Annotated in this window: 19 protein-coding genes; 11 read left to right on the top strand and 8 right to left on the bottom strand. The window is 37.1% G+C overall.

From position 1 onward, the window contains the following. Nucleotides 1–26 precede the first annotated feature (26 nt). From RM539_RS06875 to RM539_RS06850, 6 genes are all read left to right on the top strand, one after another. Entirely contained in the window at nt 27–1,445 is a 1,419-nt protein-coding gene (locus RM539_RS06875; protein ID WP_311502639.1) for a DNA recombination protein RmuC, read from the top strand. Continuing rightward, a complete protein-coding gene (locus RM539_RS06870) occupies nt 1,446–2,591 on the top strand; it encodes a serine hydrolase domain-containing protein (protein WP_311502638.1) in 1,146 nt (381 codons plus the stop codon). A gap of 1 nt (nt 2,592) precedes the next feature. Next, nucleotides 2,593–2,961 (top strand): 6-phosphogluconate dehydrogenase, encoded by a 369-nt coding sequence (locus RM539_RS06865; protein WP_311502637.1) that lies wholly within the window; start codon nt 2,593–2,595, stop codon nt 2,959–2,961. A gap of 3 nt (nt 2,962–2,964) precedes the next feature. Further along, nucleotides 2,965–3,510, top strand: coding sequence for an acyl-CoA thioesterase (locus RM539_RS06860; protein WP_311502636.1), 546 nt, complete (start codon nt 2,965–2,967; stop codon nt 3,508–3,510). Beyond that, on the top strand, nt 3,511–4,473 hold the full coding sequence (locus RM539_RS06855; protein ID WP_311502635.1) for a bile acid:sodium symporter: 963 nt from the start codon (nt 3,511–3,513) through the stop codon (nt 4,471–4,473). A gap of 200 nt (nt 4,474–4,673) precedes the next feature. Continuing rightward, entirely contained in the window at nt 4,674–5,153 is a 480-nt protein-coding gene (locus RM539_RS06850; RefSeq protein ID WP_311502634.1) for a hypothetical protein, read from the top strand. On the opposite strand, the gene RM539_RS06845 is transcribed toward RM539_RS06850, so the two are convergent. Beyond that, nucleotides 5,150–5,548 (bottom strand): DUF423 domain-containing protein, encoded by a 399-nt coding sequence (locus RM539_RS06845; protein ID WP_311502633.1) that lies wholly within the window; start codon nt 5,546–5,548, stop codon nt 5,150–5,152. The two genes, RM539_RS06850 and RM539_RS06845, sit on opposite strands and share 4 nt — an antisense overlap. Nucleotides 5,549–5,640: 92 nt before the next feature. Here RM539_RS06845 and RM539_RS06840 point away from each other — a divergent pair, with 92 nt between their 5' ends. Further along, the gene (locus tag RM539_RS06840) at nt 5,641–6,039 is read left to right on the top strand and encodes a hypothetical protein (protein WP_311502632.1); all 399 of its coding nucleotides are present in this window, start codon (nt 5,641–5,643) and stop codon (nt 6,037–6,039) included. A gap of 90 nt (nt 6,040–6,129) precedes the next feature. Here the strand turns inward: RM539_RS06840 and carB are convergent, their stop codons facing one another. Next, complete coding sequence (gene carB / locus RM539_RS06835) at nt 6,130–8,982, bottom strand: carbamoyl-phosphate synthase large subunit (RefSeq protein ID WP_311502630.1); 2,853 nt, start codon at nt 8,980–8,982, stop codon at nt 6,130–6,132. 99 nt (nt 8,983–9,081) lie between these two features. After that, the gene (gene rpmH, locus RM539_RS06830; RefSeq protein WP_013071475.1) at nt 9,082–9,240 is read right to left on the bottom strand and encodes a 50S ribosomal protein L34; all 159 of its coding nucleotides are present in this window, start codon (nt 9,238–9,240) and stop codon (nt 9,082–9,084) included. A 152-nt stretch (nt 9,241–9,392) separates the two neighbouring features. On the opposite strand from rpmH, the gene RM539_RS06825 reads away from it, so the two are divergent. Further along, entirely contained in the window at nt 9,393–9,908 is a 516-nt protein-coding gene (locus tag RM539_RS06825; RefSeq protein ID WP_311502629.1) for a DUF2892 domain-containing protein, read from the top strand. 123 nt (nt 9,909–10,031) lie between these two features. Next, nucleotides 10,032–10,742: a TlpA family protein disulfide reductase gene (locus RM539_RS06820; protein WP_311502628.1), complete on the top strand. Its 711-nt coding sequence runs from the start codon at nt 10,032–10,034 to the stop codon at nt 10,740–10,742. Between the two features lie 5 nt (nt 10,743–10,747). Here the strand turns inward: RM539_RS06820 and RM539_RS06815 are convergent, their stop codons facing one another. Together RM539_RS06815 and RM539_RS06810 are read right to left on the bottom strand one after the other, a co-directional pair. Continuing rightward, a complete protein-coding gene (locus tag RM539_RS06815) occupies nt 10,748–11,701 on the bottom strand; it encodes a lytic transglycosylase domain-containing protein (RefSeq protein WP_311502627.1) in 954 nt (317 codons plus the stop codon). Between the two features lie 9 nt (nt 11,702–11,710). Next, nucleotides 11,711–12,400 carry an alpha/beta fold hydrolase gene (locus RM539_RS06810; protein WP_311502626.1) on the bottom strand — a complete coding sequence of 230 codons (690 nt, stop codon included), beginning with the start codon at nt 12,398–12,400 and terminating at the stop codon, nt 11,711–11,713. 382 nt (nt 12,401–12,782) lie between these two features. Between RM539_RS06810 and RM539_RS06805 the strand changes: the two genes are divergently transcribed. Beyond that, entirely contained in the window at nt 12,783–13,082 is a 300-nt protein-coding gene (locus tag RM539_RS06805) for an N-acetyltransferase (protein ID WP_311502625.1), read from the top strand. Here the strand turns inward: RM539_RS06805 and mtaB are convergent. The 3 genes from mtaB to RM539_RS06790 all read right to left on the bottom strand — a co-directional run bounded on the left by mtaB (nt 13,079) and on the right by RM539_RS06790 (nt 16,181). Further along, entirely contained in the window at nt 13,079–14,416 is a 1,338-nt protein-coding gene (gene mtaB / locus RM539_RS06800; protein WP_311502624.1) for a tRNA (N(6)-L-threonylcarbamoyladenosine(37)-C(2))-methylthiotransferase MtaB, read from the bottom strand. The genes RM539_RS06805 and mtaB overlap by 4 nt on opposite strands. 239 nt (nt 14,417–14,655) lie before the next feature. Further along, on the bottom strand, nt 14,656–15,828 hold the full coding sequence (locus RM539_RS06795) for a GlmU family protein (RefSeq protein ID WP_311502623.1): 1,173 nt from the start codon (nt 15,826–15,828) through the stop codon (nt 14,656–14,658). Nucleotides 15,829–15,926: 98 nt separating this feature from the next. After that, nucleotides 15,927–16,181, bottom strand: a complete 255-nt coding sequence (locus tag RM539_RS06790) for a type B 50S ribosomal protein L31 (protein WP_311502622.1) — start codon at nt 16,179–16,181, stop codon at nt 15,927–15,929. Nucleotides 16,182–16,330: 149 nt separating this feature from the next. Here RM539_RS06790 and RM539_RS06785 point away from each other — a divergent pair, with 149 nt between their 5' ends. Further along, nucleotides 16,331–16,861 (top strand): DUF4199 domain-containing protein, encoded by a 531-nt coding sequence (locus RM539_RS06785; RefSeq protein ID WP_311502621.1) that lies wholly within the window; start codon nt 16,331–16,333, stop codon nt 16,859–16,861. Nucleotides 16,862–16,863: the final 2 nt, after the last annotated feature.

Genomic DNA, 16,863 nt, shown 5'->3' with positions numbered 1-16,863 from the left:
TCTTTGGAATAAATAGCCACTCCCGCATGGATGAAATTATCTTATTTTCCACCATTTTTTTCATTGCCCTTTTCTTCGGAATCATCCTCGGAAGCTTTATTACACGTTTAAAATCTGGCAAAAAAGAAAGCTTACTTCAGGAAAAATTAAGTCAACAAACACTTCATATAAAAGAATTAAATTATTTGAATTCCAACAACTTAAATGAAGTAAAAAACAGTTCAAAAGAAGCTAAAGAAGAATTGCTAATAAAATTAGCAGAGGTAGAAAAGCAGCGGGAAACAATACGAAGGGAAAAGGAAAACCTTAGCCACGAACTCACGCGTAAAAATGCTGATTTTGATCACCTCCTGGAGCGGCAAAAGGAGCAAAAAAAAGAGCTGGAAAACCTTCAGGAGAAATTCAGCATTCAGTTTGAAAATCTCGCCAATAAAATCCTTGAACAGAAGTCTAAAAAATTCACTTCACTTAACAAAGAAAATATCCAAAACATCCTGAATCCGCTTCAGGAAAAAATTAAAACTTTTGAAGAGAAAGTCAGCAAAAACAATGACGACTTTATTTCCCGCCATGCCGAACTGGGAAAATATCTGCAGGTCTTAAATAAACAAAATTTAAAAATTAGTGAGGAAGCCAATAATCTCACAAAGGCGTTAAAAGGTGAAAATAAAACCCAGGGAAACTGGGGAGAATTAATTTTAGAACGGGTACTGGAAAAATCGGGACTGGAAAAAGACAGGGAATATTTTATTCAGAAGGCATACAAAGATGAAGACGGTAATAAAGTTTTGCCAGATGTGGTAATTCACCTTCCAAATGATAAAAAGATGGTCATTGATTCTAAAGTTTCTTTATCGGCTTATGAAAAATATGTAAATACAGAGGATGACAATTCTAAAAGCCGGCACCTGAAAGATCATCTTAAATCTTTAAACAATCATATTTTACAACTAAGCTCTAAAAAATATGAAGATTTACACGGCAGTAGTTCGCCGGATTTCGTACTAATGTTTGTGGCTGTGGAACCTGCGCTTTATCTTGCGCAGGAAATGGATAATTCCTTTTTCTACACTGCTTTTCAGAAAAATATTTTATTGGTAAGCCCTACTACCTTGCTTTCTACCCTTAGAACTATAGATACTATTTGGAGCAATGAAAAACAACAGCAAAATGCCCTGGAAATTGCCAGTCATGCCGCTTCACTTTACCATAAATTTAAGATTTTACTGGATGAACTGGAGGTGGTTGGTAGTAGGCTCAAATCAACTTCTTCGGCTTACAACGGTGCAATGAAAAAGCTTACCGGGCAACAAAACCTGATTAAAGATATAGCTAAGCTGGAAAGCCTTGGTATTTCGCCAAAGCAAAAAATTTCTCATAAATGGCTTAATAAAGCTCGGGTAGAGCCTGAGGACAACATCAATGAAAGAAACAACCTGCAATAGATGGAAAATAAAACCACGATCCTCAGCTTATTTTTAATTTTTCTGTTTACTCTGCCATTTTCTGCACAGGAATCTTATTTTCCGCCAGAAGGAGAATGGGAAACAAAAGAAGCTACAGCATACCAACTGGATTTTGCAGAAGCAATTGAATTTGCTCAGGACAATGAATATTCCGAGTCCAGAGATTTACGGCAGGCTATTCTAAAAGGTTTCCAAAGTGAACCTTACCACAAAATTTTAGGTCCTACCAAAAAACGTGGTGGACCGGCCGGGATCATCATTAAAAACGGCTATATAGTTGCAGAATGGGGAGACACCGAAAGAGTTGATATGACCTTTAGCGTTACCAAAAGTTTCCTTTCAACTACTGCCCTGCTCGCGCTTCAGCAAAATCTTATTACTGATGTAAATGATAAAGCGGGAAATTATCTTTGGGATGATACCTTTGAAGGACCGCACAACAGCAAGATTACCTGGAAACACCTGCTGGAGCAAAATTCGGACTGGAGTGGCGAACTCTGGGGCTCTTACGACTGGGCAGACCGCCCACCTTCAGATAAAAATATAGATGAATGGCGCGAGAGAGAATTACATGAGCCCGGGACTTATTTTAAATATAATGATGTTAGGGTAAACGTGCTTGCTTATTCATTGCTTAATGTTTTCCGAAAGCCACTTCCTAAGGTTCTAAAAGAGGAAATTATGGATCCTATAGGAGCATCTACAAAATGGCGCTGGTATGGGTACAAAGATTCCTGGACCACCATAGACGGCCTTAAAATGCAATCGGTAAGTGGTGGTGGCCATTCCGGCGGCGGCATGTTTATTAATACCAGGGACATGGCCAGATTTGGCTTGCTATTTATGAACAACGGTAAATGGGAGGGAAATCAGCTAATTTCCGAGGAACTCATAAAAGAAGCTGTACAGCCATCAAAAGCTAATACAAATTACGGCTATATGTGGTGGTTAAATGCAGACGGGCCGCGGCAATGGGAAAACATAGATGAAAATATTTTCTATGCTGCAGGCTTCGGGGGGAATTTTATTATTGTTGACCAGAAGAATAACCTTGTAATTGTTACCAGATGGTTGCAGCCTTCAAAAATTGAAGAATTCATGCAGATTCTCTATAAAAACATCTAAAATGAAGAAAACCTTATACATTATATTAGGAAGCATATTCTTACTATTTATAGCATACTTTGCATTTGTTTATTACGTACCCTACAGCGAAGGCACCAGGAGTGGAGAACTTATTAAATTCAGCAAAAAAGGGGTGATTTCAAAAACCTGGGAAGGAGAAATTAGCCAGGGAATAAGCGGTGCTCAGATTTTTCAGTTTTCGATACTGGATAATAAAGAAGACCTGATACGGCAACTCCAGGAGAACGAAGGGAATTACGTAAAGCTCACCTATATTGAAAGATATAGCACATTTTTCTTTTGGGGTGATACTAAATATTTTATAACCGAAGTTAGAGAAGCACAATCCCCACATTTTAGAGACAGATAAATTATGATCAAAAAATTTAAGACTATTGAGGAGTCTCAGGTAGTAATTTCAGAATTAATGCTACCCTCCCATTCTAATTTTAACGGTAAAATCCATGGAGGCTATATCCTTTCCCTGCTGGACCAGATTGCTTTTGCCTGTGCATCCAAGCATTCGCAAACCTATTGTGTTACAGCCAGTGTGGATACCGTAGATTTTCTAAGTCCTATTGAAATTGGCGAATTGGTGACCATGAAGGCTTCTGTGAACTATGTAGGAAACAGCTCTATGGTAATTGGGATTCGTGTGGAAGCTGAAACAATACAGACCGGGGAAAAGAAACATTGCAACTCTTCACATATCACCATGGTGGCCAAAGACAGCAAAGGAAAATCTGTACAAGTGCCCGGCCTTATTCTTAAAACAGATGATGATATAAGACGTTTTGCAAAAAGCCTTAGAAGAAAAGTCATGAAAAAAAACAGAAAACAGGAATTTCATGATACCGATTTTATTTCTGAAGAATACCTGCACATTCAGGAACTGGATAACGTAAAAATTGAAAGGTAATTGAAGTTTAACGGGTTTATAGTATCCATTTTTGCGGCTATTTTTATTGCTTATTTTTTTCCGCAGGGAATAGAAATTTTTCCTTTAAAAATCATTACCGATATTGGGATTGGCCTGATTTTCTTTTTCTACGGATTAAAATTATCGCCTGCAGAATTTAAGACAGGACTCAAAAATTACCATTCTCATATGGTAATCCAGGTGACAACATTTGTAATTTTCCCATTGCTGGCCCTGTTATGCCTGCCATTATTTGAAGCGGGAACTTCTTCTCAATTATGGATCTCCCTCTTCTTTTTTGCCACATTGCCTTCAACGGTTTCCTCATCTGTTGTTATGGTGGCCATTGCCAGGGGAAATATCCCAACAGCTATATTTAATGCCAGCCTCTCGGGATTAATTGGCATTTTTGCCACTCCCCTCTGGTTAGGAATTTTCTTAAGTCATTCAACAAATTTTGAATTTACCAACGTACTTTTAAAATTATTTTTGCAAATTATCCTGCCATTGGGGCTGGGTTTATTTTTTCAGAAATTTCTTGGAGATTTTGCACAAAAACACAGCAAAAAACTAGGTTTAATAGATAAGTCCACCATCATTCTTATAATTTATTCCAGCTTCAGCAACTCTTTTACTTCAAATCTTTTCAATACAGTATCTGCTGGGGATTTGATTAAATTGTTTGCATTAATCGTACTTTTCTTTTTGATAATTTATTTTGGTCTAAATACCCTCTGTAATGCTCTTAATTTTGATATTAAGGATAAAATAGCCACCCAGTTCTGCGGAACAAAAAAATCGTTGGTACACGGCTCTGTTATGGTGAAGGTTATTTTTGGAAGCGCAGCGGGAACAGGTCTCCTACTGCTACCTATTATGCTCTACCATTCCATCCAGTTACTAATTATTGCATATTTTGCAGAAAATTACCGTAAAAGAGAGGGTTCCGGATTTACGCAATAATTCCATATTATCATAAATCTATCTTTATCCAAAACTCGATACAGGTATTATCAAATAATTATTTTTTGATTCTAATGAGATGCTGAAACAAGTTAAACAATATCCCAAAAAGGATTTTTACCAGTAAAGGATAATCAAATAATTTTTCATTCTAATTATATACTTTTTTAGAATCCTTTATCTTTATTAAAAATTTAAAAATGAAGACAAAGCTCCTCGGCTTCATCATTTGTTCAGCTTTTTTCTGGTCATGCAAAGAGAAAAAAGAAGAACAGAAGGAAACAAATCAAACTTCTCCCGTTATTGTTGAAGAAAATGAATCAATTCCTCAAAAACAATGCTTTCTTTACGCTCAAAATAATGATACTATAAATCTTGGACTGGAAATAACCGGTGACCAGGTTACGGGTTATCTTATGTATCACCTCGCTGAAAAAGACAAAAATAACGGACAAATTGTTGGAGAAATGAGAGGAGATACACTTTTTGCGGAATACTATTTTAATTCGGAAGGAAAAGAGTCTGTACGGGATGTGGTTTTTTTAAAAGAGAAAACCTCAATAACAGAAGGATATGCAGAAATGAAAGAGACCGATGGTAAAGTGACTTTTGTAAATCCTTCAGCAGTGAAATTTGATGAAAATTTTAGATTGAAAAGAACCAATTGCGGGGTTAATTAAATATTCAGGTAAACAGCTACACTTACTATATTTACAGTAAAAAGAATCCAGCCAATTATGAGCAGTAAACCTCCCAGCGGAGTTACAGGACCTAAAAATTTCCATTTTTTACCGGCTGCATCAGTAAGAACCAATCCGTAAATACTAAAAGAGAAGAGAAACACCCCTATGATGAAGCACCAGGCAGCCCATTCCTGCCCCAAGGTGAGAAACGGAAATACAATTCCGGAAATTATCAATATCAACGCATGGTACATCTGGTATTTTACGCCTGTTTCAAAACTTTTCAATTGATCTTCATTTAGTCGCTTTTTTAGTGCATGTGCACCAAAAGCTCCAAATACTACTCCCAGTGCTCCATAAACACCTCCAAATGTTAAAACCAATTCTTTCATCTGCTAATATTTAGTGAAAAATTTAGGCTAAAAGGCCTTAGATCATATTAAAAGATGCAATTTATAGTATATTGAGACAAAAATAAATAGTTATGAAAAAAGTTTTATTTATCGGCGTGTTTTGTTCCTTACTTATTATTAGCTGTAGTCCAAATGTAGTAGGAACCTGGAATATTGACCGTTATGAGGTAGATAACCAGAAAGGTCAGAACTTTACTACCCGGAATGCGGGAAAACTGGTGATTAACAAAAACGGAACCGGGGAAAAAAACGTTGAATATAATATGTTCCAGAGTGAATTTAGTGATGTGCAGGATTTTAAATGGATTATGCAGGGGGATGATCTGATGACCATCACCAGTAAAAATCCTACCGAAGATTCAGAATTTGACAAGACATGGATAATGGTTACCAATAAAAAGAAAGAACAACTCTGGAAATCTACAGATGGAAAAAATTCTGTTCAGATTTTAAAACTGAGTAAAGACTAATCTAGAATTAAGATTAGATAATAATAAAGGCTGCCCGAATGAGCAGCCTTTATTATTATCTAACACATATAACATTGGGCTTTAAGCCAATTATTTGCTAAGGTACATTTTACGCCTTGAATACAGGTCGTAAAAAGCATCATCTTTTAAACTGTCAATAAACAAAATACTTTCACCGGTACTTTTCATTTCAGGACCAAGCTGTTTATTTACTTTATGGAATTTATTAAAAGAGAATACTGGTTGTTTTATGGCATAACCTTCCAGCTGGGGGTTAAAATTAAAATCCTTCAGCTTTTTCTCTCCTAACATAACCTTGGTAGCATAATTTACGTAAGGTTCCTTATAAGCCTTGGCGATAAAAGGCACTGTTCTGGAAGCCCTTGGATTGGCTTCTATAATATAAACCTGCTCATCTTTAATAGCAAACTGTATATTTATAAGCCCCACGGTGTTTAAGGCAACAGCAATTTTCCTGGTATGATCTTTAATCTGTTGCATTACCAGGTCACCAAGAGTGAACGGGGGCAATAACGCATTGGAATCTCCGGAATGTATTCCGCAAGGTTCTATATGCTCCATTATACCTATAATGTAAACATCTTCCCCATCACAAATGGCATCGGCTTCAGCCTCAATGGCACCATCAAGATAATGGTCCAGCAGCAGTTTATTATTGGGTATTTTTCTAAGTAAATCTACAACCGTTTCTTCCAGCTCCTGTTTATTAATTACAATTTTCATCCCCTGGCCACCAAGAACATAAGAAGGCCGGACCAGGATTGGAAAATCCAGCTCATCGGCAAGGGCAAGTGCTTCTTCGGCATTTTCAGCAGTGCCAAATTCAGGATAAGGAATATCATTATCCTGCAGCAATCGGGAAAAGCTTCCGCGGTCTTCTGCTAAATCCAATGCTTTAAAACTGGTACCCATAATTTTTATTCCGTAGCGATCCAGTTTTTCAGCCAGTTTAAGGGCAGTTTGCCCCCCCAGCTGTACTATCACGCCTTCGGGATTTTCATGCCGTATAATATCATAAATATGTTCCCAGAAAACCGGTTCAAAATAAAGTTTATCGGCAATATCAAAATCTGTAGAAACAGTTTCAGGATTACAATTGATCATCACGGTTTCATAACCGCATTCTGCAGCAGCAAGAACACCATGTACGCAACTGTAATCAAATTCTATCCCCTGGCCAATCCTGTTTGGGCCGGAACCGAGAACTACAATTTTCTTTTTATCACTGGAAATGCTTTCGTTGGAAACATATTTTTTACCGTCAGCCGTTTCTATTTCAGCTTCAAAAGTTGAATAATAATAAGGTGTTTCCGCTTTAAATTCTGCCGCACAGGTATCAACCAGTTTATAGACCCTGTTTATCCCGAGCTCTTCCCGTTTATTATATACTTCACTTTCCAGGCATTTCAGCATAAAAGCAATCTGCCTGTCGGCAAAACCTTTTTGCTTGGCTTCAAGAAAAATATCTTTGGGAAGCGTATTAATATTATATTTTGAAATTTCTATTTCCAGCGCGAAAAGTTCTTCGTACTGCTTCAGGAACCACATATCGATTTTTGTAATATCATGAATGCGACTTAGCGGAATACCCGCCTGAATGGCATCATAAATTACAAAAACCCTGTCCCAGCTTGCGTGGGTAAGCTTATCTATAATTTCGTCGTACTTGGTGTAGCCCTTTCCGTCAGCTCCCAATCCATTTCTTTTGATTTCAAGAGACTGGGTGGCTTTATGCAATGCTTCCTGAAAAGAGCGCCCAATCCCCATTACTTCCCCTACAGATTTCATCTGAAGGCCGAGGGTGCGCTCACTACCTTCAAATTTGTCAAAATTCCAGCGTGGGATTTTTACTATCACATAATCAAGAGAAGGTTCAAATAATGCTGAAGTGGTTTTAGTAATTTGATTTTCCAGCTCATCAAGATTATAACCCATTGCCAGCTTTGTTGCCACTTTGGCAATAGGATAACCGGTAGCTTTGGAGGCCAGGGCAGAAGAACGGGAAACCCTTGGATTAATTTCTATGGCATAGATTTCTTCTTTTTCATCGGGGCTTACCGCAAACTGAACATTACATCCACCGGCAAAGTCGCCAATACTCCGCATCATTTTAATTGCAAGGTCACGCATTCTCTGGAATGCAGTGTCACTAAGCGTCATGGCAGGTGCAACGGTAATGGAATCACCGGTATGGATTCCCATAGGATCCATATTTTCTATGGTACAAATAATAACCACATTATCATTCCTGTCCCGCAGCAATTCAAGCTCATACTCCTTCCATCCCAGTAAAGCCTTATCTATTAAAACTTCATGAATTGGAGAAGCTTCCAGACCATAGGTTAACATTTCCTCAAAATCTTCCTGGCGATGAACAAAACCTGCACCGCCTCCACCAAGAGTAAAAGATGCCCGGATCACCAGTGGAAAACCAAATTCCTGAGCAACTTCTTTTCCCTGCAGGTAAGAGGTTACTGTTTTAGCCGGAGCAACAGGAACACCAATTTTTCCCATAAGCTGCTTAAACTTCTCACGATCCTCACAAATATTAATGGCATCAATATCTACTCCTATAAGTTTTACCCCAAAATCTTGCCAGATTCCTTTTTCATCAGCTTCTATACATAAATTGAGCGCGGTCTGGCCTCCCATTGTAGGAAGGACCGCATCTATGCCGGGATGCTTTTTTAAGATTTCCACAATAGACCTAGTGGTAAGTGGTCTAAGATATACATGATCTGCCATGGAGGGGTCGGTCATGATGGTTGCCGGATTGGAATTTATCAATATAGTTTCCACTCCATCTTCACGCAAAGAACGAAGTGCTTGTGTTCCGGAATAATCAAATTCACAGGCCTGGCCAATTACAATTGGACCCGAGCCTATTATTAAAATACTTTTAAGGTTTTTATTTTTGGGCATTTTCTGGGTTATTTGATTATAAAAATAAGAAGCTATTGGATATAAAAAAAGGCGTTACTTAAAAAGTAACACCTTTATTATTTTCGATACTAAAAATCATTAGTGTTTGTGTCTGTTTTCAGAAGATACAGATAGTTTTTTTCTGCCTTTGGCCCTTCTTCTCGCCAGGACTTTTCTACCGTTCACACTAGCCATACGCTCTCTAAAGCCGTGCTTGTTTTTTCTTTTTCTCTTAGATGGTTGAAACGTTCTTTTCATTTTAAATATCTTTAATCTTCTGTGAAATCTTTTAAAAGCAGTCCTTAAAACTGCGGGCAAATATACGAAGCTTTTTAACTCCTACAAACACTAAATTAAAATAATTTTTAATTGTTTTTATTACCTTTGCCGCCTGCAAAACAAAGAGAAACATGTTTAATAAAAATATCAAATTAGTTTTAGCCGGATTAATAATAATATGGGCCTTCTGGCAATTCTTTGAAGCCAATATAGGTAATGGAATTGCTCTCCTATTATTAGCCGGAATTTTTGTGTTCCTGTATTTTAAGAACGAGATGATTTTATTAGCATTTCTAAAACTGCGGAAACAGGATTTTCCAGGGGCTAAGAAGTGGCTGGATAAAATTAAAAACCCGGAATCTGCTCTTACTCAAAAGCAACAGGGGTATTACTGGTATTTACATGGATTAATGCTTTCCCAAACCAATATAACCCAGGCTGAAAAATATTTTAAAAAAGCTATACGTTTGGGGCTTTCGATGTCTCAGGACCTGGCAATGGCAAAACTAAACCTTGCAGGAATAGCCATGACGAAGAGAAGAAAAAGGGAAGCTACCAACCTTCTTGGCGAAGCTAAAAAACTTGATAAACACGGAATGCTGAAAGATCAGATTAAAATGATGAAACAGCAAATGAAAAAGATTTAATGCTGTAATTCCTAATGTTTTTAAGAGGGTATTATTCCTTTAGCCAGTATTTTAACCCTTTAACGAGTATATTTCCCTCACACTTTTCCCGGGTGTATCTTTATAGAACTAAAGAGCACCTGCATGAGGAAATATTTACTTTTGTTTCTTCTTATTTCCGGGTTTTGCGCCCAATCACAAGATGAGGATAGTAAAAAAATCTATTTCTCCCAGGCCCTTTATGAGCATTTGCCAAAATATGAAAGCAAAGCTAGAACAGCTTATCGTTTCAATGATTATGAACGAGGCAGGTTTCTTTTTGACTCCCTTGTAAAAAATTGCCTCAGGAGTACGTACATAGATAATTTTAAATTTTATAAATTAAACAAAAGGCCGGTTCGTCTATATGAATTTGACAAGCCGTTATACCTTATTACTTATGCCTCATGGTGCGTACCGGAAAAAGGGGAAATTCCAGCCATTAATAAACTCGCCGATAAATATCAGGATAAAGTAAAATTCGTAGTACTTTTCTGGGATAAAGCCAGTACAGCAAAAAAAATTGCTAAGGAATTTAATAGTAATGTTTTTGTGGTTTATATAGATGAAAGAAAAAATAACGATCCTTTTATAATAAAAACCCTTAAACATTCTCTGGGCTTACCTACATGTTTTCTTATCTCAAAAGACAAAAAAATAATGGATATTAGAAGGAGCATTTTTCTTCCATACAATGCTTCAGAAAAAAAATCATACGATCTGAATTACAATTCTATAGAAGAAGGTATTTCCAGCTACCTAATGGATACTTCCCCAGTGGCAAAAATGGCAAATATTCTTCATTTGCCGCAATAAACCGGTTATTTAAGTTCAGGATAGTAGCCTTTTTCAGGAATATCTATTTTATATTCTTTTCGGGAAGCATTGTTTAAATGATCATCCCTTAACCATGGATTGTGAATCTTCAGGGTTTTATAATTGATCCCGAATTTTTTAGCAAAACCGGGAAAGTTACGGACTACCGTATCAACTTCAACTTTATAAGTGGGAATATGCTGGTAAAGATCTTCTTCTTCAAACACAAAACCGTATTTTTCTGGCGCAGTCATTATTTCCTTCAATGCCAAAAGCCTGAAGACGTAACGTCCTGTTTCTTCTCCTAAAAGTAAATCATAGTAATCTGAAACTTCCTGGCGTTCAAGTTGTCTTGCAATTCCAGCATTTCCGGCATTATAGGCCGATGCCGCCAGGGTCCAGTTTCCGAATTTTTCTTTGGCTCTCTTCAAATACTCCGCAGCAACTCTGGTTGATTTTTCAATATTGTAGCGCTCATCTACATTATTATTAATTTCCAGTCCGTAATCTTTTCCGGTACCTTCCATTATTTGCCAAAAGCCAATAGCCCGTGCAGGAGAAACTGCCTGGGTAAGACCACTTTCTATTACCGCGATATATTTAAGATCATTTGGAACCCCTTCCTCTTCCAGGATGGGTTCGATAACAGGGAAATATTTATGCGCTCTTTTCATTAACAGCAAAGCGTTGGATTGCCAGTAAGTATTTACCAGCAACTCCCTGTCCAGCCTTTCATAAACATCCGGGTCTTCCAGAGGAACCGATTCTCCGGCAAATTCAATATTCTCAGGAACCTTTAAAGCTTTAATACGATAATTTAAGGCCACATTTTTATTACTAACAGAATCCTGTTGTACTCCTTCAAGGGCATCAATAGGAAAATCCTGTACAGCATTAATACTCAACGCACAAACAGTTAAAATTCCGATGATTATAAGGCCTTTCTTTAAATATTTCATAGTATTACATTACTTATTTTTTACAATTTCTCCTTTCAGTATTATTTCCGGCAGGTGTTTATTAAACCACCGGAAACGGTTTATGATCATTACATGAGTGCCGCCTTTTACATTAATATAATTCTGAATGTACCTTATAGGGAAAATTACATCTTTATCACCATGAATATGGATCACTTTGTCATTGGCTTCGTTACAATTCCAAACTACCATATTTTCAATTGCCCACCTAAGATAACGCTTATCACGAATTGATAAGTATTGACGGTATAGTTTTGCTCTTTTCTTTAGAAAATTGCCTACCGCAATTTTTTCAAAATGATCAACAAAATCCAATAATCCAACCGGAAGAAGCCTGAAGATACCGGTTTTTGCTGCAAATCTCATTCTTTTAGGTAACTCGGCCCTGCACTTTACACTGGAAATTATTATCAAGCGGTAAACTTCCAGATACTTACTCATTTCCTGAACAACAACCCCGCCAAAACTAACTCCAATAAGTACCGGATTTTTATGCTTCACGAATTTATTCATCCTAAGGGCATAATCTTTTAAAGACTCTCCCTCTTCAGGAATACTCCATTTTAAATAATGAACCTGAAATTGATCATGTGGAAGTTTAATATGCTCAAAAATAGAAGAATTGGCCGCCATTCCAGGCATAAAATATACATGCAAAATCTCTTTCTTAACAGTCATTTATAATATTATTCAGAAACCTGCTGAAGTCAGCATCAAAATTAAGGCAATTTTGTGTGCTAATACAAGAGCCGGAGATAATTATCTTCAACAAAATTAATTATAAGTTTTAGTAATATTTTTTCCATTCATATAGCAAATAGAGCTACAAGTGCTTTTAAAGCTGCAGGTTTCTTATTAAATTGGGGAAGTACTCTTCAAAATTGCCTCCTGGTTTAACAATCCTTTAAAATTTGGTATATATTTTGAAGCTAAGGTACAGGTATTTAATGCTTTCTAATGCTGTTGAACATTAGAATATTCGGCTTCCGTAGTTGAAGGAAAAATTTCCAAACTATTGATTTTTCATAACCTTTCATTTTTTAATTTAATTCTATATAATATGAATGATGAGCTAAAGATTACAGATAATGAATTTCTTAGACAGTTTGAAACTACAATAAATGATGAACTCACTACTATCGAGTATTCTCAGCAGGAGAAAAAGATTTTTCTTACAAAAGTTCACATGTCTGAACATCTTCGGAATGAAGGATATTTGGAATCTTTTATTGAAGCAGTTCTTAATGAAATAAAAGAACGCAATACACGGGTAATGCCTACCAGTCCGGAAATCGCAAAATTTATGCGCAGGAACCGTAGAAAATATAAAGACCTTCTTCCTGTGGGTATAAATATTTAAACAGCAACTGGATGCGGTTCGTGCAGAAATTCAAACCGCACCAGACCGTCTTCATCAATTTCTTTTAACTCAATTTCGTGCAATGTATTTACCAGGGAAGGATCCCAGGGTGCTTTTACTTTTACGTAATTTTCAGTAAAACCATGGATGTAGCCCTTTTTATTTTCGCCTTCAAAAAGCACGGTAGCTGTATTCCCTATCTGGCTTTCATAAAAAGCTCTTCTCTTTTTAGCTGAAAGACCCCGCAGCATTTTACTTCTTTTCTTTCTTATTTTTTTTGAAACCACTTCTTTCATCTCCGCAGCCGGAGTATTGTCCCTTTCAGAATAGGTAAAAACGTGTAAATAAGAAATATTAAGCTCATTCAGAAAATTATAAGTTTCCAGAAAATGCTCCTCGGTTTCGCCTGGAAAACCAACAATCACATCCACCCCAATGCAGGCATCAGGCATCACAGTTTTTATCTGTTGCACCCTGTCTACATAAAGTTCCCGCATATACCTGCGGCGCATAGCCTTCAGAATATCATTGCTCCCACTCTGCAACGGAATATGGAAATGCGGCACAAAAGTAGTACTTGAAGACACAAAATCTATAGTTTCATTCTTCAAAAGGTTGGGCTCTATGGAAGAAATGCGCAAGCGTTCAATCCCCTCTACTTTATCCAGAGATTTCACCAAATCCAGAAAAGTATGCTCATGTTTCTTATTCCCAAATTCCCCTTTCCCGTAATCACCAATATTCACTCCGGTGAGTACAATTTCTTTAATTCCTTTTGCTGAAATTTCAGTAGCATTTTTCAAAACATTTTCAAGCTTATCGCTTCGGGAGATTCCACGGGCCAGCGGGATTGTGCAATAAGTGCATTTATAATCACAACCATCCTGAACCTTTAAAAAAGCCCTTGTACGATCGCCGAAAGAATATGAACCCACGTAAAAATCGGCTTCCTGAATTTCGCAGGAATGAATCTCACCAAAATCATTTTTCGTGAGGTCATTAAGATAATCGGTTATTTTAAATTTTTCTGTAGCCCCTAAAACAAGATCCACGCCATCTACGGCTGCAAGTTCTTCAGGTTTAAGCTGGGCATAGCAGCCAACGGCAACAACAAAGGCATCTTCATTAACCTTTTGCGCCTGTTTTACAATAGTTTTAAAACGCTTGTCTGCATTATCGGTAACCGAGCAGGTATTGATTACATAAATATCGGCTTCTTCGGAAAAATCTACACGGTCAAAACCTTCTTGTTTAAAAGAGCGGGCAATAGTTGAAGTTTCTGAGAAATTTAGTTTACATCCAAGTGTATAAAAAGCTACTTTTTTTCCATTCATAAATCAGCCGGTGTTTAATATTCTCAACATATAAAGGGCTGCAAATGTACCGAATTTTAACTACCAGTCAAAAATGCTATGGAGATTGGATGAAAAGAGTTTCCTTTTAAGATCAATGTCGAAAATTGCAATTTTTGACCCTGATAAAAGATAGAGGCTAAAGCAATAATGATCCTCTCCAATTTCAGAAAAGGACCATTATTTTCAAATTAAGACATTCTAAAATTTTCAAATTAGAATCAATCTCTTCTCCATTTCTTCGTTTCTTCAAAAACATGTTCCAGGATGGCTTGGTCTTCTTCAGTAAATTCTACATTTCTTCTTTTCATCACAATTTCTGCAACCTCGAATGCTTTTTGTGTTTTGTAGGTGGTTGTTCCTGCACTTCCACCCCAGCTAAAACTCGGGATAAAATTCCGCGGAAATCCTGCTCCGAATATATTTGCGCTCACTCCTACAACTGTTCCCGTATTAAACATGGTATTGATACCGCATTTGCTGTGGTCCCCCATCATTAATCCACAAAACTGAAGGCCTGTAGGTGCAAATCGTTCTGTTTCATAATCCCAAAGGCGGACTTCGGCATAATTATTCTTCAGATTCGAATTATTGGAATCGGCTCCAATGTTGCACCATTCCCCCAGAACAGAATTGCCAAGGAAACCATCGTGCCCTTTGTTGGAATTTTGCATAAGCACCGAATTATTTATTTCGCCACCTGCTTTACAACCGGGTCCTATGGTTGTTGGGCCGTAAATCTTAGCACCCATTTTCACCACGGCAGCTTCGCCAATGGCAAATGGGCCGCGTATTAAACTACCTTCCATAACCTGGGCATCTTTACCAATGTATATTGGGCCAGCAGATGCATTTAAGGAACAAAATTCCACAGAAGCGCCTTCTTCAATAAAAATATCACCGGGATTGACTATATGATTGGATTCAGGAATGCTTTGGGAGGTTTTATCCTCTGTAATAAAATCGAAATCTGCTTTTATAGCCTCTCCGTTTTTTGAAAAAATATCCCAGGTGTGGGCGATAAACAAGGGCTCTCCAGCCAGTTCAATTTGCTCAAATTCATCAAAATTAACTTCCTGATCTTCCTTAACATAGAAAGCCACCACTTCCTCTTCATAAAATATAGCCTGATTAGCTACAAGTTCTCTTACCTGCTCCACCAGCGCAGTGGTAGGAAGAAATGCCGCGTTAATCATAACATTTTCTTCCATTTCCACCATGGGCCATTTATCTGCCAGATAATCTTCGGTAATGGTTGAAGTAGTACTACCCAGCCACATTTCCCATTTCTCACGGATGCTTAGGATGCCAATGCGTATATCGGCCACAGGGCGTGTAAATGTAAACGGAAGTAATTGATTTCTATAGGAGCCGTCAAATAATATGTAGTTCATTTTCAGCAATATTGGATTTAAAGAAATACCTGCACTATTGGAAAATAAAAAAGGCCGCCTAACAGACAGCCTTATATATTGTTAAAATACAGGAAAAACTATTTTTTCTTGAATTTTGCGTATTTGTTCTTGAACTTATCAATTCTACCTGCACTATCCACAAGTTTAGATTTACCAGTATAATATGGATGTGAAGTTCTTGAAATTTCCAGCTTCACCAAAGGATATTCAGTTCCTTCAATTTCAATGGTTTCTTTAGTATTTGCTGTAGATTTTGTTAAGAAAACGTCTTCATTAGACATATCTTTAAATGCTACTAGTCTATAATTCCCCGGATGGATTCCCTGCTTCATCGCTATTAACTTTTATTTTTCGAGATGCAAATTTAATCATTTCTCACTTACATCCAAGGCTAAACATAAAGTTTTTTGAAATTTCTGTATGTAACGTTTTACTATCTTTGCTACTAATATTCCATATAACTAATCAATATTTTAAAACAATGGAAAATCCTAATGCAAATTCTAAAAAAATCATTCTTAATTACGGAGTAATTCTGGGAGTAATCTCTATACTCCTTGGAGTAATTATGTATGTAACCAATGCATATCTAAATCCTAGTTTTATCTACACAGTAGTAGGATTCCTGATTCTCGCCGGAGTAATATGGATGGGAACAGATGCCTACAAGAAGGAAAACGGCGGATTTTTATCTGTAAAAGAAGCATTAAAGATTGGAGTGGGAATAGCTCTTATTGGAGGAATTCTGGGCGCATTATGGATGTTGCTTCTTATTTTTGTAATTGAGCCTGATTATATGTCTCAAATGTCAGATTTACAACGCGAACAAATGATGGAAAGCTTTCCAGACATGCCGCAAAGTCAAATTGATCAGTCAATGGAGATGGCAGGTAAATTTTCTTCACCATGGATCATTACTGCTGTGTCATTAATAGGTAACATCTTTTTCGGTTTTTTAATTGCTCTTGTAGTAGGCTTTATAAAGAGAAATAAGAACCCGTACGAAGCATAAAT

The organism is Autumnicola musiva (assembly GCF_031846585.1).
In the GTDB taxonomy this organism is placed as follows: Bacteria; Bacteroidota; Bacteroidia; order Flavobacteriales; family Flavobacteriaceae; genus Autumnicola; species Autumnicola musiva.
The sequence above is the reverse complement of the archived record's forward strand: the minus strand, read 5'-3'. Positions and strand labels throughout refer to the sequence as shown.

Coding starts and splice junctions, on each gene's coding strand:
- RM539_RS06815 (WP_311502627.1), bottom strand. CDS start 11,701: ATGAAATATTTAAAGAAAGGCCTTATAATCATCGGAATTTTAACTGTT.
- RM539_RS06840 (WP_311502632.1), top strand. CDS start 5,641: ATGAAAAAAGTTTTATTTATCGGCGTGTTTTGTTCCTTACTTATTATT.
- RM539_RS06865 (WP_311502637.1), top strand. CDS start 2,593: ATGAAGAAAACCTTATACATTATATTAGGAAGCATATTCTTACTATTT.
- RM539_RS06795 (WP_311502623.1), bottom strand. CDS start 15,828: ATGAACTACATATTATTTGACGGCTCCTATAGAAATCAATTACTTCCG.
- RM539_RS06810 (WP_311502626.1), bottom strand. CDS start 12,400: ATGACTGTTAAGAAAGAGATTTTGCATGTATATTTTATGCCTGGAATG.
- RM539_RS06825 (WP_311502629.1), top strand. CDS start 9,393: ATGTTTAATAAAAATATCAAATTAGTTTTAGCCGGATTAATAATAATA.
- RM539_RS06845 (WP_311502633.1), bottom strand. CDS start 5,548: ATGAAAGAATTGGTTTTAACATTTGGAGGTGTTTATGGAGCACTGGGA.
- RM539_RS06790 (WP_311502622.1), bottom strand. CDS start 16,181: ATGAAGCAGGGAATCCATCCGGGGAATTATAGACTAGTAGCATTTAAA.
- mtaB (WP_311502624.1), bottom strand. CDS start 14,416: ATGAATGGAAAAAAAGTAGCTTTTTATACACTTGGATGTAAACTAAAT.
- RM539_RS06875 (WP_311502639.1), top strand. CDS start 27: ATGGATGAAATTATCTTATTTTCCACCATTTTTTTCATTGCCCTTTTC.
- RM539_RS06805 (WP_311502625.1), top strand. CDS start 12,783: ATGAATGATGAGCTAAAGATTACAGATAATGAATTTCTTAGACAGTTT.
- carB (WP_311502630.1), bottom strand. CDS start 8,982: ATGCCCAAAAATAAAAACCTTAAAAGTATTTTAATAATAGGCTCGGGT.
- RM539_RS06820 (WP_311502628.1), top strand. CDS start 10,032: ATGAGGAAATATTTACTTTTGTTTCTTCTTATTTCCGGGTTTTGCGCC.
- RM539_RS06850 (WP_311502634.1), top strand. CDS start 4,674: ATGAAGACAAAGCTCCTCGGCTTCATCATTTGTTCAGCTTTTTTCTGG.
- RM539_RS06870 (WP_311502638.1), top strand. CDS start 1,446: ATGGAAAATAAAACCACGATCCTCAGCTTATTTTTAATTTTTCTGTTT.
- RM539_RS06785 (WP_311502621.1), top strand. CDS start 16,331: ATGGAAAATCCTAATGCAAATTCTAAAAAAATCATTCTTAATTACGGA.
- rpmH (WP_013071475.1), bottom strand. CDS start 9,240: ATGAAAAGAACGTTTCAACCATCTAAGAGAAAAAGAAAAAACAAGCAC.
- RM539_RS06860 (WP_311502636.1), top strand. CDS start 2,965: ATGATCAAAAAATTTAAGACTATTGAGGAGTCTCAGGTAGTAATTTCA.